The organism is Vibrio sp. R78045, assembly GCF_042466085.1.
GTDB classification, from domain to species: domain Bacteria; phylum Pseudomonadota; class Gammaproteobacteria; order Enterobacterales; family Vibrionaceae; genus Vibrio; species Vibrio cyclitrophicus.
Genome location: NZ_JAXHBS010000017.1, coordinates 256,790 through 277,597, shown reverse-complemented (window position 1 = coordinate 277,597; position 20,808 = coordinate 256,790). Strand labels below are relative to the sequence as shown.

17 protein-coding genes are annotated in these 20,808 nt (G+C 44.1%); 12 read left to right on the top strand and 5 right to left on the bottom strand.

Annotated features, from left to right (window positions below; translation table 11 throughout):
• Positions 1-130: 130 nt before the first annotated feature.
• Both gorA and SJY39_RS20625 read right to left on the bottom strand, forming a co-directional pair.
• Entirely contained in the window at positions 131-1,486 is a 1,356-nt protein-coding gene (gorA, locus tag SJY39_RS20630) for a glutathione-disulfide reductase (protein ID WP_010433426.1), read from the bottom strand.
• Between the two features lie 188 nt (positions 1,487-1,674).
• A complete protein-coding gene (locus SJY39_RS20625) occupies positions 1,675-2,514 on the bottom strand; it encodes a 23S rRNA (adenine(2030)-N(6))-methyltransferase RlmJ (RefSeq protein ID WP_010433428.1) in 840 nt (279 codons plus the stop codon).
• Positions 2,515-2,793: 279 nt separating this feature from the next.
• Between SJY39_RS20625 and prlC the strand changes: the two genes are divergently transcribed.
• A complete protein-coding gene (gene prlC, locus SJY39_RS20620; protein WP_016789461.1) occupies positions 2,794-4,836 on the top strand; it encodes an oligopeptidase A in 2,043 nt (680 codons plus the stop codon).
• Between the two features lie 103 nt (positions 4,837-4,939).
• On the opposite strand, the gene asnC is transcribed toward prlC, so the two are convergent.
• Positions 4,940-5,404 carry a transcriptional regulator AsnC gene (asnC, locus tag SJY39_RS20615; RefSeq protein WP_010433446.1) on the bottom strand — a complete coding sequence of 155 codons (465 nt, stop codon included), beginning with the start codon at positions 5,402-5,404 and terminating at the stop codon, positions 4,940-4,942.
• Positions 5,405-5,529: 125 nt separating this feature from the next.
• On the opposite strand from asnC, the gene SJY39_RS20610 reads away from it, so the two are divergent.
• From SJY39_RS20610 to SJY39_RS20600, 3 genes are all read left to right on the top strand, one after another.
• A complete protein-coding gene (locus tag SJY39_RS20610; protein ID WP_016768246.1) occupies positions 5,530-8,640 on the top strand; it encodes an EAL domain-containing protein in 3,111 nt (1,036 codons plus the stop codon).
• A 142-nt stretch (positions 8,641-8,782) separates the two neighbouring features.
• Positions 8,783-9,562, top strand: coding sequence for a class I SAM-dependent methyltransferase (locus SJY39_RS20605; RefSeq protein ID WP_010433454.1), 780 nt, complete (start codon positions 8,783-8,785; stop codon positions 9,560-9,562).
• 161 nt (positions 9,563-9,723) lie between these two features.
• The gene (locus SJY39_RS20600; protein WP_016784105.1) at positions 9,724-10,314 is read left to right on the top strand and encodes a hypothetical protein; all 591 of its coding nucleotides are present in this window, start codon (positions 9,724-9,726) and stop codon (positions 10,312-10,314) included.
• 109 nt (positions 10,315-10,423) lie between these two features.
• On the opposite strand, the gene SJY39_RS20595 is transcribed toward SJY39_RS20600, so the two are convergent.
• Positions 10,424-11,302, bottom strand: a complete 879-nt coding sequence (locus SJY39_RS20595; RefSeq protein ID WP_016768248.1) for a carboxylate/amino acid/amine transporter — start codon at positions 11,300-11,302, stop codon at positions 10,424-10,426.
• 52 nt (positions 11,303-11,354) lie between these two features.
• Positions 11,355-11,789, bottom strand: a complete 435-nt coding sequence (uspA, locus tag SJY39_RS20590) for a universal stress protein UspA (protein WP_010433461.1) — start codon at positions 11,787-11,789, stop codon at positions 11,355-11,357.
• Positions 11,790-11,978: 189 nt separating this feature from the next.
• Here uspA and ftnA point away from each other — a divergent pair, with 189 nt between their 5' ends.
• The 8 genes from ftnA (at position 11,979) to SJY39_RS20550 (ending at position 20,796) form a co-directional block, all read left to right on the top strand.
• Positions 11,979-12,506 (top strand): non-heme ferritin, encoded by a 528-nt coding sequence (gene ftnA, locus SJY39_RS20585; protein ID WP_004735556.1) that lies wholly within the window; start codon positions 11,979-11,981, stop codon positions 12,504-12,506.
• A 68-nt stretch (positions 12,507-12,574) separates the two neighbouring features.
• Positions 12,575-12,898: a universal stress protein UspB gene (uspB, locus tag SJY39_RS20580; RefSeq protein WP_004735557.1), complete on the top strand. Its 324-nt coding sequence runs from the start codon at positions 12,575-12,577 to the stop codon at positions 12,896-12,898.
• 250 nt (positions 12,899-13,148) lie between these two features.
• On the top strand, positions 13,149-14,342 hold the full coding sequence (locus tag SJY39_RS20575) for an NAD(P)/FAD-dependent oxidoreductase (RefSeq protein WP_065107181.1): 1,194 nt from the start codon (positions 13,149-13,151) through the stop codon (positions 14,340-14,342).
• 132 nt (positions 14,343-14,474) lie between these two features.
• Positions 14,475-15,302: a TnsA endonuclease N-terminal domain-containing protein gene (locus SJY39_RS20570; protein ID WP_372275234.1), complete on the top strand. Its 828-nt coding sequence runs from the start codon at positions 14,475-14,477 to the stop codon at positions 15,300-15,302.
• Positions 15,289-17,424 (top strand): DDE-type integrase/transposase/recombinase, encoded by a 2,136-nt coding sequence (locus SJY39_RS20565; protein WP_102313332.1) that lies wholly within the window; start codon positions 15,289-15,291, stop codon positions 17,422-17,424. The genes SJY39_RS20570 and SJY39_RS20565 overlap by 14 nt, the downstream gene beginning before the upstream one ends.
• The gene (locus tag SJY39_RS20560) at positions 17,421-18,857 is read left to right on the top strand and encodes an AAA family ATPase (protein ID WP_102313333.1); all 1,437 of its coding nucleotides are present in this window, start codon (positions 17,421-17,423) and stop codon (positions 18,855-18,857) included. Before SJY39_RS20565 ends, SJY39_RS20560 begins: the two co-directional genes overlap by 4 nt.
• A gap of 26 nt (positions 18,858-18,883) precedes the next feature.
• Positions 18,884-20,437 carry a TnsD family Tn7-like transposition protein gene (locus SJY39_RS20555; RefSeq protein ID WP_102313334.1) on the top strand — a complete coding sequence of 518 codons (1,554 nt, stop codon included), beginning with the start codon at positions 18,884-18,886 and terminating at the stop codon, positions 20,435-20,437.
• 86 nt (positions 20,438-20,523) lie between these two features.
• Positions 20,524-20,796, top strand: coding sequence for a hypothetical protein (locus SJY39_RS20550; RefSeq protein ID WP_102313335.1), 273 nt, complete (start codon positions 20,524-20,526; stop codon positions 20,794-20,796).
• The last annotated feature ends 12 nt before the right edge of the window (positions 20,797-20,808 follow it).

Sequence of the window (20,808 nt, the reverse complement as noted above, 5' to 3'; positions counted from 1 at the left end):
ACAAACTCCATTGCTGTTCTAGATAGGTCAGTATCTGTGTTACGTGGAGTTGAGGGGTAAGGTTCAAGAGTGGACATAAAAAAAGCAGGCACAAGGCCTGCTTTTAAGAGATATCAACAAATAGTGTTGATTATCTCATCGTTACGAACTCTTCGCTGCCCGTTGGGTGAATCGCCACAACAGAGTCGAAGTCTGCTTTGGTTGCGCCCATCTTCATTGCAACGCCGAAGCCTTGAATCATTTCATCAACAGTGAAACCGATGCCGTGTAGGCCAACTACAGTCTCTTCTTCGCCAGCACATACTAGTTTCATCTTACAAGGTTGACGGTGCTTGGTTACTGCTGTGTACATTGCCGTGAAGCCCGACGTGTAAACCTTGATGTTGTCTTTGCCGTATTGCTCTTCAGCTTCTTGAGTCGTTAGACCAATTGTACCGATAGGCGGGTGGCTGAATACAACAGTAGGAACTAGCTTGTAGTCCATCTTCGCGTTTGTTTGGCCGTTGAATAGGCGCTCTGAAAGCTGACGACCTGCTTTAACAGCGACAGGTGTTAGCTCGATACCGCCTTCCATGATGTCACCAACACAATAGATGCCAGGAACGTTAGTCGCTTGGAACTCGTCTACCTTGATGTAGCCACGATCGTTAGTCTCAACGCCAGTAGATGCTAGATTGATAGCGTCAGTCGCTGGGTGGCGACCGATCGCCCAGATTAAGTGGTCAACGTTTTGAGTGTTGCCGTTCTCTAGGTGTAGAGTCAGCGTACCGTCCGCTTCTTTCACCACTTCTTTAGGCACGGAGTGCGTGTGAAGTGTTGGACCTTCTGCTTCCATTACTTCTACTAGCGTTTCGATGATCATTGGATCAAAGCTACGTAGTGGAGATTCTTTACGGCAGAACAGATGTGTTTCTGTGCCAAGTGCACTTAGTACGCCTGCGATTTCTACTGCGATGTAGCCTGCGCCGATTACAGCAACACGCTTAGGTTGCTCCATCAGATCGAAGAAACCGTTTGAGTCGATGCCGTATTCTGCGCCTGGGATGTTTGGAATGGTTGGACGGCCACCTACCGCGATCAGGATGTGATCCGCAGTGTAGTGTTCACCGTTTACTTCAACGGTTTTCTCGTCAACAAACTTAGCAAAGCCTTTGATTACGTTTATTTTGTTGTTACCCAAAACGCGATCGTAAGACTCGTGGATACGACCAATATATGCTTGGCGGTTTTCAACTAACTTGCTCCAGTTGAAGCCTTTTACTTCAACGTCGAAGCCGTAATCTTCAGAGTACAGGTTGATCGCTTCAGCAACTTGAGCGCCATGCCACATTACCTTTTTAGGAACACAACCAACGTTTACACAAGTACCACCAAGGTCTTGAGCTTCGATAAGTGCAACCTTTGCACCGTGCATTGCTGCGCGGTTTGCTGATGCGATGCCGCCTGAACCGCCACCGATACAGATGTAATCAAAATGAGTCGCCATTACTTTCTCCATTTATTGAAGGCTGTGGGTACAGTGATCGCACTGAACACCTACGTCCTATAGATTCTTAAATTGTCTAATTATTATATTGAGGGCAGATCGGTTGAACTCAATCTCCCTGTTTAAAATTTATTCGTGTATGTCACAATCTACTGAATATTCGTCAGATCATGACGTTAAGTTCGAGATTATTCGGGTACGATCCACTCTACTTTGAAGTGACCGGTTGCCGGCGCAATTGCTTCCTTCAAGAATGGAAGAATTTCGTTCATTTGGCTTTCTAGCTTCCAAGGCGGGTTGATAACAATCATGCCTGATGCTGTCATGCCACGCTCGTTGGTATCTGGTGATACGCCAAGTTCGATTTGTAGAATCTTGTTGATACCTAAGCCTTCAAGTCCTTCGATCATGTCTTCGATATCACAGCGGTTTACTACCGGGTACCAAATTGCGTAGATACCGGTTGCCCAGCGCTTATGGCTTTGAGCAATCGCCGTCACCACATCGCGATACTCTTTTGCCAGCTCGTAAGGTGGGTCGATAAGTACCAAACCACGACGCTCTTTTGGTGGCAGGCTGCCTTTTAAGCGTTGGAAGCCATCTTCTTTGTAGATAGATACCTGACGATCGCGGTGGAACTCTTGCTCAAGCAGAGGGTGATCGGCTGGGTGAAGCTCGGTCAGTACCATGCGGTCTTGATCGCGCAGGTGCGCGCGGGCAACACGTGGAGAGCCCGGGTAGAAACGCAGTTTTTCGCCATTGTTGAGTGCTGAGATAGACTCAAGGTAGCTTTGAATGTCTTCAGGAAGTTCTGTTTGTTCCCAGACGCGTGCAATACCTTGTTTGTATTCGCCCGTTTTTTCAGACCATTCATGCGTTAAGTCGTAACGACCTACACCAGAGTGAGTATCATGATAAACAAAAGGCTTATCCTTCTGTTTCAAAGAATTAAGAATAAGGCTCTGTACGATATGCTTTACTACGTCGGCATGGTTGCCTGCGTGGAAGCTGTGGCGATAACTTAACAAATTAAACTCTCGTAACACTCTCGAATTAGAGTGTGGTTAGTGTAGGTGGGGTTAATCAGACTATTATAACCCTCAATGGACCATAAATTCTCGATCAATTCAGGAGCAGTCGTTCGCAATATGCAGTTAGTTATTGGTTCTGCTATTGAAATTTGCCTTCATGGGTACTATTTAATAACTATTCGCAAGTGATTTTTTAGGGCGACCCTTAGCCTGATGACTGTAAGACGACCTCATTACAAAAAAGACGAAAGTCTCTAAAGCCAAAGGAATGTTTATATGTCTAATCCGCTATTAACCTTCACGGACTTACCTCCGTTTTCACAAATCAAACCTGAGCACGTTAAGCCAGCGGTTGAGCAAGTGATTGAAGCGTGTCGCAACAAGATAGAACAAGTACTTGAAGGTAATACTTCACCAAGCTGGGACAACCTAGTTGCTCCGATTGAAGAAGTGGATGATCGTTTAGGCCGTATTTGGTCACCAGTAAGCCACATGAACTCTGTTGTGAACAGCGACGAACTGCGTGAAGCGTATGAGAGCTGCCTACCAGTACTGTCTGAGTACGGCACTTGGGTTGGTCAACATAAAGGTTTGTTCGAAGCGTATAAAGCGATCAAGGCAAGCGAAGCATTCTCGGCATTAAATCGAGCTCAACAAAAAACCATTACTGACGCACTGCGTGACTTTGAATTGTCAGGTATTGGCTTACCCGCGGACGAGCAGCACCGCTATGGTGAGATCAGCAAGCGCCAGTCTGAGCTGGGTTCTCAATTCTCAAACAACGTACTTGATGCCACCATGGGTTGGAGCAAGCAAGTAACAGACGTGGCTGAACTGGCCGGTATGCCTGAATCGGCACTGGCGGCAGCACAAGCCGCGGCCCAAGCTAAAGAGCTGGAAGGTTACCTACTGACTCTGGATATCCCTTCATACCTACCGGTGATGACGTACTGTGACAACCAAGCGCTACGTAAAGAGCTGTACGAAGCTTACGTAACTCGCGCTTCAGATCGCGGTCCAAATGCTGGTAAGTGGGACAACACTGAGATCATCACGGAGCAACTTAAGCTGCGTCACGAGATCGCACGCATGCTTGGCTTTAGCACCTACAGCGAAAAGTCACTGTCGACTAAAATGGCAGAAACGCCAGACCAAGTACTTGGTTTCCTTAACGACCTAGCAGTAAAAGCGAAACCACAAGGTGAGCGCGAAGTAGAAGAGCTACGTCAGTTTGCTGAGAAAGAGTTTGGTGTCTCTGAGCTAAATCTGTGGGACATCGCTTACTACAGCGAGAAACAAAAACAGAACCTGTTCGAGATCTCTGATGAAGAGCTTCGTCCATACTTCCCTGAGTCGAACGTAGTTTCTGGTTTGTTCGAAGTACTAAACCGTGTGTTTGGTATGTCGGTAACAGAGCGTGAAGGCGTAGACACTTGGCATGAGTCCGTTCGCTTCTTTGATATCTTTGATGCGACAGGAACACTGCGTGGTAGCTTCTACCTTGATCTATACGCACGTGAACACAAGCGTGGTGGCGCTTGGATGGATGACTGTCGTGGTCGTCGTATTACTGAATCTGGCGAGCTGCAAACGCCAGTGGCTTACCTAACGTGTAACTTCAACAAGCCAGTTGGTGACAAGCCTGCGTTATTTACTCACGATGAAGTGGTGACTCTGTTCCACGAATTCGGTCACGGCATCCACCATATGCTAACGCAAGTTGATGCGGGTGCTGTTTCTGGTATCAATGGCGTGCCTTGGGATGCGGTTGAGTTACCAAGTCAGTTCCTCGAAAACTGGTGTTGGGAAGAAGAAGCGCTGTCGTTCATTTCTGGTCACTTCGAAACCGGTGAAGCCTTACCAAAAGAGATGTTAGAGAAAATGCTAGCGGCGAAGAACTTCCAATCAGCGATGTTTATCCTGCGCCAGCTAGAGCTTGGCTTGTTCGATTTCACGTTACACACAGAGTACGACCCTGAAGTGGGTGCTCGTGTACTCGAAACGTTGGCGGATGTTAAGTCTAAGGTGTCGGTTCTGCCAAGCCTAGATTGGAACCGTTTCTCACATAGCTTTGGTCACATCTTTGCTGGTGGCTACAGTGCGGGTTACTACAGCTACCTTTGGGCAGAAGTGCTATCGGCAGATGCGTTCTCAGCATTTGAAGAAGAGGGTATCTTCAACACAGAAACTGGTAATCGCTTCCTGAACAACATCCTTGAAATGGGTGGCAGTGAAGAGCCAATGGAGCTGTTCAAACGCTTCCGTGGTCGTGAGCCACAAATTGATGCAATGCTGCGTCATGCGGGAATCAACGCATAATCACGGTAACTATCTAGTTTATTAAGAGTTAATAGCGAAAAGAGCCTCTAGTTAGAGGCTCTTTTTTGTCTGTGCTTCAGGGGCCAAACAAGGCGAACGAATGTTATGGATTCACATTACGATTGATAGGATTCTGCAATGAAATCAATGTCTCTGTCGATTGAACCTCATCGATCGCCTGCAATTTATCAATCAACACAAACTGTAGCTCTTCTATCGACTTACACATCAGTTTTACGAAAATGTTATAAGCACCAGTGGTGTAGTACGCCTCGACCACCTCGTCTAACGCATTCAGCTTGGCTATCGCAGAGTGGTAGTCTTTGGCTGCATTTAGGTTAATACCAATAAAACAGCATACGTCATAACCTAGCTTTTTGGTGTTTACCACAACTTCCGTTCGCTCAATAATGTCTGCCGATCTCATTTTTTCGATGCGAACGTGAATCGTCGCAGGGCTGACATCGAACTGTTTTGCCATTTCAGCATAAGGAGTTCGTGCATCTTCCATCAAGGTTTTTAGAATGGCGCGGTCTAGATCATCTAAACGGACGGTGGTTGTGGACATGCAGAATCCTTAGATTGAATGAAATCAGACTAGCTAGAGTACACATCATAGCCAAGGGTGATAATATTAGCAGCAACTATAGGGTTAGGGTGAATTCAGTGCGATTTTCGTTGTTATTAATTTTGATGTGTTGGAGTGTGTTTGCTTCAGCGCAGACAAAAGATGTGTTGGTTATTCACTCTTATCATCAAGGTTTTTTTTGGACGGATGATTTCCATAAAGGGTTATCCACAGAACTCGACCGTGACGGCTTGTCTTATCGTGTCGTTTACCTTGATAGTAAACGCTCTCAAAATACTGAATACCTAGATCGTATTTATCAGCTTTACCGCACGAAACTGACACATGAAGAATTTGCTGCGGTTGTCGTTAGTGACAATAACGCTCTGAACTTAATGAAACGTTTGGCTCCAGAGCTAAATGGTACTCCCGTTATATTTGGTGGCGTTAGCAACTTCTCATCTGAGATGCTTGAGGGGTTAAACGCAACTGGAATCACTGAAGATATCGATTTGGTTGGTAATATCGATCTAATTAAGCGTCTTCAAGCTACGGTGAAAAAGGTCTATATTGTTACTGACCACTCAATAACGGGCGAGGCTATTCGCTCCCAAGTTGACCTGTTTATTAAAACCCACCCTGATTTATCCAATTTGATTGAGCATTACGTTCCGGATTCATATCAAGAGCTAACGACCTTTGCTCAGCGTGCCGATCTAGGTAAGAGTTTGTTGTTTTGGGCGTACTATCGCGATGTTAATGGTCGTGTTAGTAGCGATGAAGATTGGCGTCAATTGAGCATGAAAACCCAACTGCCACTGTATATGGTCCATGATTTGGCGCTTGGATTTGGTGCTATCGGTGGTGTGATTCAAAGTGGTAAAACCCAAGGGCGAGAGACTGCCCGGATGTTGCTCGATGTGCTTGCTAATCCGGCAGAAGCATTCCCTCCGATTGTGCCTGGCACACCAGAAATTAAGCTCGATTACCAACAAATCTCGAGATGGGATCTTGGTGCTGAAAATGAAGCCAAGGTGACCTTCCTCAACAAGCCTAAGTCATTTCTAATGCGTTATCGCGATGAAATCCGAACCATAGGTTTGCTGTTTATCGCAATGTCGTGTGTCATCGCTATTTTGGTTTACTACCTGAATCGTCTGCAAAAAAGTGAACGAACGAGCCGTAAGAGCCAACTGCTTCTTGAGTCGATATTCGATCAAAGCTTGCAGTTTATGGGGATTATCGATAAGGACGGAGTGTTGCTGTCGAGTAATAGCAAGCTGCATGAACTTTTGTATAACCAAGGCTATAAATTAGGCACACCCTTGCAAGATCACCAGCACTGGGAAGATTCAGCAAGACAGGTACTCAACGAATATTTTATCCCTAGAGATGAACATCAGGTTTTGCGGTTTGAAGCTGAGGTGTGGTGTCGTGATCGCGGTGCGATGGTATTGGAGATTTCATTGAAGCCAATGCCGGGAAGCGAAGAGGATGACATTCAGTTCTTATTTGAAGCACGTGATGTTACCTCGCGTAAGCTAGCTGAGAATAAACTGTTTCAACGTGAAGCGAATCTAAAGTTGTATTACGACAAGCAACCAGTAATGATGATTACGCTTGATGGAAATAATCGTATTCAACAAGTAAACCAATTTGCGGAAGAGTTGTTGGGTTACTCACTTGACCAGTTATTGGGACATCGCCCGCGAGAGTTTTATGTCGATGAAAACGCGATGATCCCGCGCCATATCTTATTGCAACCACAATACAAGATTAGAGGTGTATGGCGTCGTGATATTGAATATCGTCATGCGGATGGCAGCACCATCTGGATTCGTGAAAATATCCGTCCGCTGGTGGAATCGGATCAACTGTTGATTGTGGGTGAGGACATCACCGAGACCCATGAGCTTGCTGAAAAGTTAGAGTATCAAGCGCGTTACGACTTATTGACTGATACCTTTAACCGTAACCACTTTGAGCAAGAGCTGCAAAAGGCCTTGAAAGAAGTTGAAAGCCATATGCGAACTCATGCGATGTTGTTTTTAGATTTAGACCAATTGAAGGTGTTGAACGATACTGCGGGGCATGAAGCGGGTGATGCCGCAATCATGTTTAGTGCCAAATTGCTGGAAGAGGTGCTGCCCTACAATGCTGTGTTGGCGCGTATGGGCGGTGATGAGTTTGCTGTATTAATCAAAGATTGCACCGAGCGAGACACGATCAACGTGTGTCGCAGTATCATCTCTATGATGAGCGAAAATTCGTTTGTGTGGGACGATATTCGATTCAATCTCACTTGTTCTATTGGCATTCGATTGATTGACCATACCGCCGCCTCACCACAGATGGTACACGCTCAGGCTGATGCAGCTTGTCATGCTGCCAAAGAGGAAGGCCGTAACCGCTATAACCTTTATCACCAAGATGATGAAGATCTACGTCGTCGACATTTGGAGATGGAATGCGTCAACCTAGTGCATGAGGCTTTAGCTCATGATCGTTTAGAGCTGTTTGCACAGCGTATTCTTGGTTTGGACAGAGACAGCGAAAAAATGCACTTCGAGATCCTAGTGCGTATAAAGAACATCAAGGGTGAATACATTTCACCCGGGATTTTCATGCCGGCCTCCGAACGCTACAACATTGCGCACTTGATTGATCGCCAAGTGGTGAGTCAGACACTGAGCTGGTTGGAGCGACGACCACAGGTGATTGATGAATTGGGGATGTGCTCAATTAACCTCTCTGGACATTCGATGGGTAATCGAGAGTTTGTCGAGTTCTTGATTGAGAGCTTGAGTAACTCGCTAATACCTTGTCATAAGATTTGTTTAGAGATCACTGAAACAGCGGCGATGAGTAATATGAAACAAGCGATCAAGTTCTTCACGCGACTTAAAGAGTTGGGATGCATGATCGCGTTAGATGATTTCGGCTCAGGGTTATCGTCGTTTGGTTACTTAAAGAAACTGCCGGTCGACATTGTGAAGATTGATGGCTTGTTTGTGCGTGATATTGCTGTCAACGAGATGGACCATGTGATGGTTCGCTCTATCAATGATTTAGCTAAGCAAATGGGTAAACACACAGTGGCTGAGTTTGTTGAAAACACACAGATAATCGACAAGCTGATCGAACTCGGTGTTAACTACGCACAAGGTTACGTCATAGGTCGACCTAAACCGCTTGAGGAGTTGGTTGAAGAGTTACAGCAAGAACGAATCTTATAACCTCCTTGGTTGTTTATACTCTCTTTAGTCGAGCGCTTGGCTTTATGGTGAATACTTTTCTTCCTTAATATGTATTGTTGAGGCAATCAGGTAAACTGGTTGCCTCTTTTGTTTTGAATATTACTGTCTGTTGGAGACGACCTTGCAACTACAACTGATTTGCGAAGATGCTACCCAAATCGATCATTTAAATGACTTAGCGACCCGTTGGAATTTATCCCATGATGAAAACAGCGATTTTGCGTTGGTTCTGACGAGCGAGCGACTTGAGTTACGCAAAGTGGACGAACCGAAACTTGGCGCTATCTTTGTTGATTTAGTCGGTGGCGCAGTCGGTCACAGACGCAAGTTTGGTGGTGGTAAAGGTCAGGCGATCGCCAAGGCGGCGGGCTTAAACAAAGGCGCAACGCCAACCATTCTCGATGGTACGGCAGGCTTAGGACGTGATGCGTTTGTGTTGGCTTCTTTAGGTTGTAAGGTACAAATGGTAGAGCGTCACCCTGTTGTGGCAGCACTGCTTGATGATGGCTTGCAGCGAGCACAACAAGACCCAGACATCGGTGATTGGGTAAGCGAGCGTATGAAGTTGATTCACGCTTCGAGCCATGACGCTTTAGATAAGCTAAGCGATGATCCTAATTTCGAACAGCCAGACGTGGTTTATCTCGATCCAATGTACCCACACCCTGAGAACAAAAAGAAATCGGCTTTGGTTAAAAAAGAGATGCGCGTATTCCAATCTTTAGTTGGTGCAGACATGGATGCAGATGCGTTATTGCAGCCAGCCCTTAAGCTCGCATCAAAACGAGTTGTGGTGAAAAGACCCGATTACGCGGCGTGGCTCGATGAGCAAAAACCGAGCATGGCGATTGAAACCAAAAAGAACCGTTTTGATGTGTATGTGAAAGCATCAATGACCTAGTTAATACATCAATTACTCAGTGAAAGCATCAATAACTTAGCAACACGCTAAGAAAGTTTCCCGTCATAAATACGATAAATTACCATTTAACACTTGCGATAGTCGCGTTACGGATGTATATCTAACTAAGAATCATTATTATTCTTAGCTGGAGTTGTAGCATGGCTAAACGCTTTTGTAAGTTAAACCGTCGAGATATCACTGAACACCTAGGCGAGATCCACAGCTTGGTCACTGAACCTAAGTTTGTGTGTCGTTCTTGTGCGCGTTCTTCGGCGGATCAAGCGAATCTATGCAAACCAACCGCAATTCCACCTCTTGGCTGTCAAAACAAACCCGTTGAAGAAAAAGTGGCATGCGGTCTGTTAGCGGAGACATTACCTGCACCAGAGTTATCGCTTGCGGAAATCAACGATACCCTTGAACCTACTGTGCAAATGTTCGATCCAGCCGTTGTTGATATTGCTGCTGATGTTGTCGATAAAAAAACATCACAGAAAAAAGCCAAGCTGAAAAAGCTGATAGCGAAGGCGAGTGGTGATGAGAAAGCAGAACTTAAGCGAGCGAAGAAAGCCGCTAAGAAGCAAGAGAAGTACAATAAAAAGCTAGCGAAGATGATTAAGAAGCAGCAAAAGCTGTTTAAGAAAAGTCAAAAACTGGAAAGTGACCTTGAACGCATCAATTTACAACTTGATGACGTTGCCTTCATGGAAACCAAGACTCAAGTAGTGAACCATAATCATATCCACTGAAGCTGATTTGAATTGTTTATTGCTACGCGTAGATTTAAAAAGAGCGACCTAAGGTCGCTCTTTTGCTTTTCTGGGGTAGCCGAGCTACTCATTTCGCTTATTCTGCCGGTTAGGCATTGCTTGCGGATCTCGCAACACGTTTCTTCACCCATGTTTCATTCACAAGTAGAGACAACAAGATAACGCCACCACCAATGGTAAGGCGAACCAAATCGACATCCCTGTTCCAAATCAAGATGTTCACCACAAGGCCTGCTGGAACTAAAGCATTATTCATTACAGCCAGTGCACCGGCATTCACCATGCATGCGCCTTTATTCCACATAAAGTAACCTAACCCTGAAGCAATCAAGCCAAGGTATATCAAGATTCCCCATTGAAGTGAGGTGGTTGGCAGTTTCTCTGGGTTACCCAGCAGCATGAAAGCAACGGAAGCGACGCATAACGCCCCTAAGTAGAAGTAACCAAATACGGTTCTCTGAGGTAACTCGGTCGATTCCTTCTCCATTATCACCTTATAACCCACCTGACCAATAGCAAAGCACAGGTTAGCGCCTTGTACGACAAGGAAACCGACTAAAAAGTTGTCATTGATGCCAGCAAATTTAATGAATACCGCGCCCAGCACTGCAATAGCGGCGGTCACGAGATACCAAGGTGAGAATTGCCCTTTGAGAAAGTCATAAATAAGCGTGACGTAAATTGGGGTAAAGACGGTAAACAAAAGGACTTCAGGTACGGACAGCAGTAAGAAAGATTGATAGTAGAAGCAATACATCAGCCCAAGCTGAATACCACCAATCGCCATCAATTTGCCGATCAGTTTGCGCGAGACACCGCGAAACTTAAGAAAAGGAAGAAACACGATGCCGGCAAGGGCTACGCGCATTAGTACAGAAAACCAAGAATCAACCTGACCAGCGAGGTAAACGCCGATCAGGCTAAAGGAGAAGGCCCATAGGAGGGTAACACCAGCTAAATAGCTCATAGTAAAACTTCGTTAATAAGATATGAGCTGTATGTTACCTAACCTTAAATCATTAGTCTTCTGAATCTCTTAGAGGCACGACCAGCATATCAACAGGTGAGGCATTGATCAGTTGTCGTGTTGAAGAAAGCAGTTTGCTCCAAAAGTCTTGGTGGTGACCACAGACCACTAAATCAACACTGAACTCATTGATGGTGTCACACAACTCATGGCTCAAATCACCACTGCCGACCAAAGTATGAGTGATTGGGTATTGAGCGTAGTCAGCAAAACTTTGTAGCTGAATACGAGAGGCCTCCATCGCGTTATGTTGGGTTTCTGCCATGTTGATATCAATCAGGCCGGTATAAAGCTCTGCATAGTTAACATCGATATGGATAAAAGAGACTTTGGCTTCCAATGGTTTAGCCAATGCCACCGCTTTATCCACAAGTAATTTGCTGTCATCTGATAAATCGACTGCGACCAAAATATGTTTGTAACTCATATTGCTAGCTCCTTTATTCGTTGTCTCATTAAAGACTAGCACTATGTGATGCCTTTTTTTGCTGAAGTGATCTCATATCCACTGTCTTGCGTAATGGCAGTTCGAAATATCGGTTAACTAATGGTCAGCGAGATATTCATTAAATAGTGATATAGTAGAGAAAATTGAGGATGTAATTAGGAGTCTTAAATGCTGTCAAAAACTATGGTTGAGCAACTGAATGATCAAATTAACCTAGAATTTTTCTCATCCAATCTATACTTACAAATGAGTGCTTGGTGTGAAGACAAAGGATTTGAAGGTGCAGCAGAGTTTCTGCGTGTTCATGCAGTAGAAGAAATGGAACATATGCAGCGTCTTTTCACTTACGTAAGTGAAACAGGTGCAATGCCAATTCTAGGTGCGATTGAAGCGCCAAAACATGAATTTGATAGCCTGGGTGCCGTGTTCCGTGAAACTTATGAACATGAGCAAATGATTACTCAAAAGATCAACAAATTGGCTCACGTTGCTTTCAGCACACAAGATTACTCAACCTTTAACTTCCTGCAATGGTACGTTGCAGAGCAACACGAAGAAGAGAAGTTGTTTAAAGGTGTATTGGATAAGCTAGAACTTGTTGGTGAAGACGGTAAAGCACTGTTCTTTATTGATAAAGATCTAGCGCAATTGGCAAAAGATGGTTCATCTTCAATTATGGAAGCTCCTGCCGTTTAGGTAGTATGAGAAAGACACTGATTATCTTTTTCTTTTGAGTTTTCTTATGAAGATGTAGGGAGGAAAGGATGATCAGCGGCGACACTATTCTATTTGCACTAATGGTTGTGACTTGTGTGAACTGGGCGCGTTACTTTACTGCGCTAAGAACACTCATTTATATTATGCGAGAAGCACATCCTCTACTTTATCAACAAGTAGACGGAGGTGGATTCTTCACAACTCATGGCAACATGACCAAACAGGTTCGCTTGTTTAGTTACATCAAAAGCAAAGAGTATCACCATCATCACGACGAAGTGTTTATGTCGAAGTGTGATCGCGTAAGACAGTTGTTTATACTTTCTTCTGCTCTGTTGGGTGTAACGTTGCTGTCTTCTTTCATCGTCTAAGTTATTTAGTACGCGTGAAGTAGAGTTTAGGTTTTGGTGTAAAGCTTCGGCTGTTGGTTCGCTAAGCCAAGTAGTGGTTTTGCTGCTGTCTGCAAATTGTACAATTGAACATCAATTGCAAAGTTTAAAATTGCCGCTAGAATAGCGAGCAATTAGTAAGGATGTGCTGTTTATGCACATCCTTTTTTATTGATGGCATTTCGAGAACAGGGCGTACTCGAGGTGCAAAAGTGAAGAAAGCAGAACCCCAATGAGTGAAAAGTTTGATGTAATCGTAATTGGTGCGGGCGCCGCGGGCTTAATGTGTGCTGCGGAAGCGGGTAAGCGCGGCCGACGAGTGCTGGTGGTTGATCATGCAAAGAAACCAGGCAGAAAAATTTTAATCTCAGGTGGCGGCCGTTGTAACTTCACTAACTATGATGTTTCAGCCAACAACTTCCTATGTAACAACCCTCACTTCGTGAAGTCAGCTTTATCTCAATACACCAACTGGGATTTTATCTCGATGGTGAGCAAGTACGGTATTGAGTTCGAAGAGCGAGACCACGGCCAGCTGTTCTGTGTGAATGACCATACCGCAAAAGACATCGTGAGCATGTTACTTGAAGAGTGTAAGCAAGCGAAAGTTGAACAGCGCTACCGCTGTGATGTTCACTCAATCGAAAAAACAGACGCTGGCTTTAAGGTGCACCTCAATACCGACGAAGTTGAGTGTGACTCACTTGTCGTGGCGACGGGCGGTTTATCGATGCCGAAACTAGGCGCGACGCCATTTGGCTATAAGATTGCTGAGCAGTTTGGTTTGTCTGTGATGCCGACTACTGCGGGTCTGGTGCCATTTACTCTGCATAAAGAAGACAAAGAAGCCTTTGCTGAGCTTTCAGGAATCGCGATTCCTGCCGAGATCACCGCGCAAGATGGTACCTTATTCAAAGAAGCGTTGCTGTTTACGCACCGTGGCTTATCTGGCCCTTCGGTACTACAAATATCGTCGTTCTGGAAAGCAGGTCAATCGGTCTCTATCAATCTAGTTCCAGAAGTGGACGTTGCCGAGCTGCTTGAGAATTCTCGCGAGAAACACCCAAATCAGAGCCTGAAAAATACCTTAGCGAAAGCATTACCAAAGCGTTTCGTTGAGGTGCTGATTGACCGCAAAGAGCTGGAAGACAAGCCGCTCAAACAGTTCAATGAAAAGCAGCTAAATGACATTGTAGAGCATCTAGAGAGCTGGAAGATTGCGCCAAACGGCACCGAAGGCTACCGAACGGCTGAAGTGACTTTAGGCGGCGTCGATACTAACCACCTATCTTCAAAAACCATGGAGTGTAAGAGCGTGTCTGGCCTCTACTTCATCGGTGAAGTGATGGACGTAACAGGCTGGTTAGGTGGCTATAACTTCCAATGGTGTTGGAGTTCTGGGTTTGCAGCAGGCCAGTGGGTTTAAGCTTGTGTAGCGACAATAAAGTTTGCCCGTAAGCGTTAAAGTTTGCCTGTAAGGGTGTTTTGAGACAATAAAGTTTGCCCGTAAGAGTTGTGTGTACTACTTTTTACAAAGGCTAACTTTATTGGAACTGTGATGGGACGTGGCAGAAAATTAGAGACTTTTGAAGACTATTCGAGAGCGTTAAAAGGCAAGTATGGCTTAGGTGAAGGAAAGAATTATAAGCCTTGGCTTAGAGTGCAAGATGTTAAGTCCGAGGGGGTTCGTTCTCAGATTTATGGCAGGAAAACTCAACGAGTTCACCATCTCCTATCTTCTATAGAAAGCCAATTATTCTATCTTAATGAATTCTCGGATAGTGTTATTGATATTCGTGAACAGTTCCCTTTACTCCCCCTTAACTACACTCAAAAAATTGCAAAAATCATAGGGGTTGAACACCCCGCTCACCCTATAAGTGGTGATCCGATCGTTATAACGACTGACTTTCTTTTGACGATTAGCACTGAGCGTGGCGTTCGCTATCAGGCAATCTCTGTAAAGCCAGAGGGCGAAGTTAATAATCAAAGAACCCTTGAAAAGATTGATATTGAAAGAGTTTGTTGGGAGCTTCTGGACATCTCATTTAGTTTATTTGTTGGTAATGAACTAACCCGAATTCAGAGTAAAAATATTGATTGGGCTTCTGCTCCATTTCGAGATGCCCCCATGCTTTTTTCTGGTGATCAGGTTACTGCCGCCTTACAAGTTTTAGATTCTGGTCAGCGTTTTGTTGAAGATATTTGTAACCTTTTTACAGCATCAGGCATAACTCCACATGATGAGTCCCTGACGCTACTACGTTACCTTATAGCGAGTAAGTTCATAGAAGTTGATTTATCTTGTGATATCGCTGAAGAGGGAGTAATCAGGATTGATGAAGTCCATTTGACCCAGAGAGGCATTATAAATGGAGATCGTTAGAAACTCTGTGTGGCAGTTTAAAAAAGCTGAAATCTTAGAAGACGGGTTATACCGAGTTCTAGAAGTATTAGATGCCGCAGATTGTGTAATCCTTTTTCCTTTAAACCAAACCTCTACAACAATACGCCCTACAGGTATTTCTATTGAAGGCTTCATCCAGCAGTCGAAAAGACGAAAAATACAAAAGGCTGAATACAATACCCCCCCTCATTTGCTAATTGATGAGTCTGAGATACCAACTCCTCAACGAGATCGTAGAGATAAAAATTACAGACTGATTGAGGGTATAGTCAATAATCATGAATTTTTGTTCGACTATGCCACTAAGAAGCGAGCGCCGCACTTGGCACAATATGCACAAGCTGTAGGCTCAGATAGAAAAAGTATCGCAAGGCTACTCACCCAGTATTGGAAAAATGGTCAAGACAAAATGGCATTGCTACCTGCATTCGCACTTAGCGGTGGTGCAGGAAAGGAGCGATTTGCCAAAGATCAGGCACTGGGTGCACCTAGAAGCCCGAGAACAGTGGCTTTAAATCGAGCTACGAAGTATATCGTCACGGATTTAGATAAAAATTACTTTCGAAAAGCATTGAAGAAATATTATCTGAAAGAAAATGGGATGACTCTCAGTAAAAGCTACAAGAATTTACTGAGAGAACGCTATGAGGATGAAATAAGATTAGCCGATGCATGTGGTAGGGCACCTAATGTTCCAACATTAAGACAATTCAATTATTGGTCTAAAAAACTATTCGGTAAAGACCATATCATTCAGGCGAGAACGTCAGAAAATGATTATCTTCGAAACAAAAGAGGTGTTATAGGAAGCGTCACCCAAGTTAGTTCTACTATAGGTTCTGTCTTTGAAATTGATGCCACGGTAGCCGATGTGCATGTGGTGTCTGAGCTTGGTGCGCAATATGGCTTAGGCAGACCTACCATTTATGTCGTTGTGGATAGATCTAGCCGCATGATAGTCGGGTTGCATGTATCTCTGTATCACGCTTCTTGGCGAGCAGCTCGACAGGCATTAGCCAATTGCTTTTTACCTAAACCTGAGTATTGCCGTCAATTTGGCATTGAGATTGAAGAATCAGAATGGCCTGTAGCTCATATTCCCCAAAGCCTTGTATGTGACAATGGAGAAATGATTGGTTTAAAACCTCAGGAGATTTTAACGCCAATGACTCAGCTTAAATTCACTCCACCTTATCGCCCAGATGGTAAGGGCATTGTTGAAAAGCGTTTTGATATTTTGAATAAAGAGTTGCTACATGACCTTATGGGAACAACTCGTGGTGGTAATGTTGTTAGAGGGAGCAGAGATCCTCGGAAAGATGCAATCTACACTCTCAAAGAAGTAACGACTCAAATGATACAAGCGGTCTTAGAGCACAACCGTTCGATTTTTGACGAACTTGCTTTGTCCAGTCCTTTGCTGATTCAAAATGATTTGGCACCAACCCCCCTTAATTACTGGAAGATTCACCTTGCTAAACATAAGCATGACTTAACGCTTGCCGACAGTAGTGAGGTAATCGCACGCCTGTTACCACCAACCACCGTGAGCATGACCAGAAGTGGTGTCCATTACAATGGTATGTATTACACCTGTGATGAGGTTGAAGAATTGAATTTGGCCTCAGTGGCTAGAAGTTCAGGTCGATGGCAATTAGATGCGCGAATTGATGAGAATACGACAAACTTTATTTATGTTCGGTTAGATAGAAACCAAGGTTTTACCAAATGTCTTTTGCTTCCTCGTAGCCGTATGTTTGAAAACAAAACCATGATTGAAGCCGATTTTATGCAAGACTGGTTAGCCGCGAAAAAAGAGCAGTCTCCGATTAATGTTGCATCGATTGATGATCACAAACAGCGAAAACAAATGGCTCAAAGTGCAAAGCAGCGCAGCAAGTCTACAGAACTATCTTTTGGAGAAAGGACGAAGAATGTTCGTAAAAATCGCAGAGACGAGCTAGAGGCAACGACCAACATTCTCACTGAGTCAGATAGTCAAGATATTAGCGGTAACTCACAAACGCCGCTTCCTGCTAGTAGGCAAGTCCATGTGTTGCCTAGAGGAAGAAAGCGCCAAGCGAGTGAGGATAAAGAATGAGAATCGAAAAAGCAGCCTATCAAAATGCAATTTTGCCTGAGCATCAAGGTAATCCGTTAATTGAAGCCTTACCCCCAAAGAAAGGTTGGGAAGAGTTGATGGTAGCATTTAGTCACTACCCTGATTATGCAGAGCATATTTGTCAGCATCCAGATCCGCTTGTTCGAGAGGAATACCTTAGTCGTATTAAAGAGCTGCGTCAGCCATTACATGATTACTATGAGTGCTTCAGATCGATTGAGCGGGCAATTAAAAATGGTTATTCATCGAAGAATCCTTTTAGCCCAACAACTGCACAATATCTTCATTATCCAGTAGATGAATGCCCTGATATTGAGCCTAGAACGGGTTTTTTCCAACCAAGAGGCGATGGATTAACTCTTATCGGAGAAAGTGGTGTGGGGAAAACGAGTATGCTTGAACAGATACTAAACTACTTTCCTAATGTTATTGAACATGAATCATATGACAACCAGTTTATGGAACTAGACAAGCAGGTCGTCTGGATAAAAGTTGACTGTCCTAACAACTCTAGCGTTAGGGATTTATGTGAAGAGATACTGGCATCTCTAGACTTATCCTTAGGGAGAGAGAAAACGAAACCTGCAGGAACAATAGGTGCATTGGTGCGGCAGATTGAGCAAAACATTAAATCTAGTTTTCTTGGTATCTTAGTGATCGATGAGATGCAGAGGCTAGTTTTCAAACGAACTGGTGGTGAGAACAACCTTTTGAATTTCTTGCACAGTCTAGTGAACAAACTTGGTGTTCCAATCTTCTTTTGTGCTAACCCTCCATTTGATGACACATTAGCAAGGACGTTGAAAGCGGCGAGACGTGCTGAAAGTGGTGGTTATTTTGTTATGGAGGTATTGAAGCATGACAGTGACTCTTGGGAAGCATTTGTCGAAGAGCTGTGGAAGTATCAATGGACGAATAATTATACAGAGCTAACTCAAGAGCTTAACAATAAGCTCTATGAATTATCTGTTGGCAACATGGATATGGCATGTCGCACATATCGCGAAGCGCAACGAGTAGTTATTGGGACGTGTGATGAAACAATAACCATCGCCACACTAGAAATGGGTTATGCCCTAGCGTGTGGGCTATCATCAAAAACGGAAGAAGTTAGAAGCCTAAAGTCTGTAAGGGCGTTGCCGAGAGGACAGTCGCGAGTCCCGTCGAACCAACAGCAGCCACCATCAGTATCACCTGCCCCTCGTGTTGATCGTACAGGCGATATTACCAAGCCACAGCATCCTGAGTTTGCTAAGCAGCTAATCGACATTTTAGGTATCGTTGATCTTCATGAAAAAATTCAAGATACCGATCTTTTTCAACGCGCAGGTAAGAGTGACAATCCGCTTGAATATTTGAGACGAAATGATGTGTTGCTTGATGACCCGCTACAGCATTTTGCTTGTAGTTAGAGTGATTGAATTGAGGATGCGCGGAAATGAGGCTACCCCAAGCATTACCAGATGAATCCTTTCACAGTCGAATTTGTCGGCATATTACGCTTTGTGGCATCACGACAGAACAGTACCTAAAGGATGTATTTGGTGATAATCGAGCATCTGTGCACCCTTACCTGAATGCGAATCTTGGCTCCGTATGCAAAGAATTGAATCAATCAGCTCATGAAGTCTGGTTGAATCAAACGCTTGCACCGCTGTTTTTTCATTTTCTCCCTAAATATAGGTACGCGATAAGTGACATCGACGTGTCACCCAGAGGCTTAATAAGAGCGAGTCAAATTTCTGCTTTTAGAGAAAAAGAGCGTTTACACATTAAATACTGCCCTAATTGTGCTGAAGAAGAAGTAAGTAAATTTGGCGTGCCATACTGGCATTGTTTACATCAGATTACAGGTGTCGATGCTTGTCCAAGACATGGAGTTTGGCTAAACCATATTGAATTGCCAGAAAGGTCACACATTGATATGCCATCCATAACTCTTATTCAATCGCTTGATTGTTCCTTTATGGCAGCCCAATTTGCGGACTACTGTGGAGGTTACTTACATCAAATTCGTAAGAACGAGCGTAAGCTGTCGAATGAAAATCGTATTGAGAGCCTTAATAAAAAAGGCTTTATCACTAACGCTGGTCAAATAAGGCGTAAGAAGGTTTGTAAGGCATTATTCGAATTGTCGGAGCAGATACTTCCAAGTGACTGCACTCTCAAACCAAAGTCTGAACAGGATTTTTCGTATTGGTCACCAGTTCTCTCTGGAGCAGTAAATCAGCCACCTTTTAAGCAGCTTATACTGGACTTTTTTTTAGAGCAGATCGCGGATGATGAGAAGTCTAGCCTCGAACCCAAAATGGATAACGCCAATTCATTAGTAGAAGATCGCTGCTGCGATTTGCTGCGTAAAAGTTGTTCAATGGCTGAAGTCAGTAGGCAAGTAGGAAAAAGCCGCTGTTACGTAAAGGGGATTGCTTTAAAACATCAGATTCCTGTCAACCTCCGTCCTAAGGTGATCACTGAAGCGCTCAAGCAAGACGTGATAGAGATGGCTCGTAAAGGCTTTCATCGTCAAGTGATAGCAATAAAGCATCAAGTATCGACAGGAAGTATTGAACTCATCATCTCCACAACTGAAGGATTGGTAGAGTGGCGTAAGCTTTGCAAACACCAATCAATGTCTCGTCGATATAAAGCTCAAATCACAAGATACCTACTTACCCAACCTCAGGCGACAATACAAGACGTCAAAACGAACTGTGAAGCTGCATTCTTTTGGTTATATGCCCATAAAAAAGATTGGCTAGACAGTTGTTTACCTGCGCCGAAAGAAATCCAACATGTTGATAGAGTCGATTGGGTGCAACGAGATAAAGAGCTTTCAAAGCAAGTGGCGCAAATACTATCCTACTCCGATCGTAAGCTATCTCGAACAGAGCTAGATCGTACTCTTGGTGGACACGGTTGGCTAACTTCTAAAAAGGAAAAGCTGCCAAGAACACTCAGAATGATAAGATTGCATGGAGAAAAATTAAAATAATCAGCAAAAAATTATTTTAATTTCATTGACACTTATTTTTATTCTTTGTATATTTTCCCTATCGAAACGGCAAGGGAGAGTTGGTTATGGCAAAAACAAGACACATCCATCAGCGTATGAATCAGCGAGCAATCAAGTCACAGATGCTTGAAATCGTTAAAATGTTTGGCGTAGATGATGGCGATAAAATTTATCTCAATCGAAAAGGAATCGATGCAGCTCTGGAAGAGTTGAGCAAGATTTCTCAGCAAATGCAGAAGATGAGAAGCCGAGGTGGTGTTGTCCTCGTTGAGTCAGGTGAGACTGAAATCACGACTTATACCTTAGATAGTTACAACCGCTCTCAAACCGTTCACTAATTCAAGGGAGAT

What these genes read in the sequence shown, in the direction of transcription:
- gorA (WP_010433426.1), bottom strand. Translation starts at nt 1,486, where the DNA reads ATGGCGACTCATTTTGATTACATCTGTATCGGTGGCGGTTCAGGCGGC.
- prlC (WP_016789461.1), top strand. Translation starts at nt 2,794, where the DNA reads ATGTCTAATCCGCTATTAACCTTCACGGACTTACCTCCGTTTTCACAA.
- asnC (WP_010433446.1), bottom strand. Translation starts at nt 5,404, where the DNA reads ATGTCCACAACCACCGTCCGTTTAGATGATCTAGACCGCGCCATTCTA.
- SJY39_RS20610 (WP_016768246.1), top strand. Translation starts at nt 5,530, where the DNA reads ATGTGTTGGAGTGTGTTTGCTTCAGCGCAGACAAAAGATGTGTTGGTT.
- SJY39_RS20600 (WP_016784105.1), top strand. Translation starts at nt 9,724, where the DNA reads ATGGCTAAACGCTTTTGTAAGTTAAACCGTCGAGATATCACTGAACAC.
- SJY39_RS20595 (WP_016768248.1), bottom strand. Translation starts at nt 11,302, where the DNA reads ATGAGCTATTTAGCTGGTGTTACCCTCCTATGGGCCTTCTCCTTTAGC.
- uspA (WP_010433461.1), bottom strand. Translation starts at nt 11,789, where the DNA reads ATGAGTTACAAACATATTTTGGTCGCAGTCGATTTATCAGATGACAGC.
- ftnA (WP_004735556.1), top strand. Translation starts at nt 11,979, where the DNA reads ATGCTGTCAAAAACTATGGTTGAGCAACTGAATGATCAAATTAACCTA.
- uspB (WP_004735557.1), top strand. Translation starts at nt 12,575, where the DNA reads ATGATCAGCGGCGACACTATTCTATTTGCACTAATGGTTGTGACTTGT.
- SJY39_RS20575 (WP_065107181.1), top strand. Translation starts at nt 13,149, where the DNA reads ATGAGTGAAAAGTTTGATGTAATCGTAATTGGTGCGGGCGCCGCGGGC.
- SJY39_RS20570 (WP_372275234.1), top strand. Translation starts at nt 14,475, where the DNA reads ATGGGACGTGGCAGAAAATTAGAGACTTTTGAAGACTATTCGAGAGCG.
- SJY39_RS20565 (WP_102313332.1), top strand. Translation starts at nt 15,289, where the DNA reads ATGGAGATCGTTAGAAACTCTGTGTGGCAGTTTAAAAAAGCTGAAATC.
- SJY39_RS20560 (WP_102313333.1), top strand. Translation starts at nt 17,421, where the DNA reads ATGAGAATCGAAAAAGCAGCCTATCAAAATGCAATTTTGCCTGAGCAT.
- SJY39_RS20555 (WP_102313334.1), top strand. Translation starts at nt 18,884, where the DNA reads ATGAGGCTACCCCAAGCATTACCAGATGAATCCTTTCACAGTCGAATT.
- SJY39_RS20550 (WP_102313335.1), top strand. Translation starts at nt 20,524, where the DNA reads ATGGCAAAAACAAGACACATCCATCAGCGTATGAATCAGCGAGCAATC.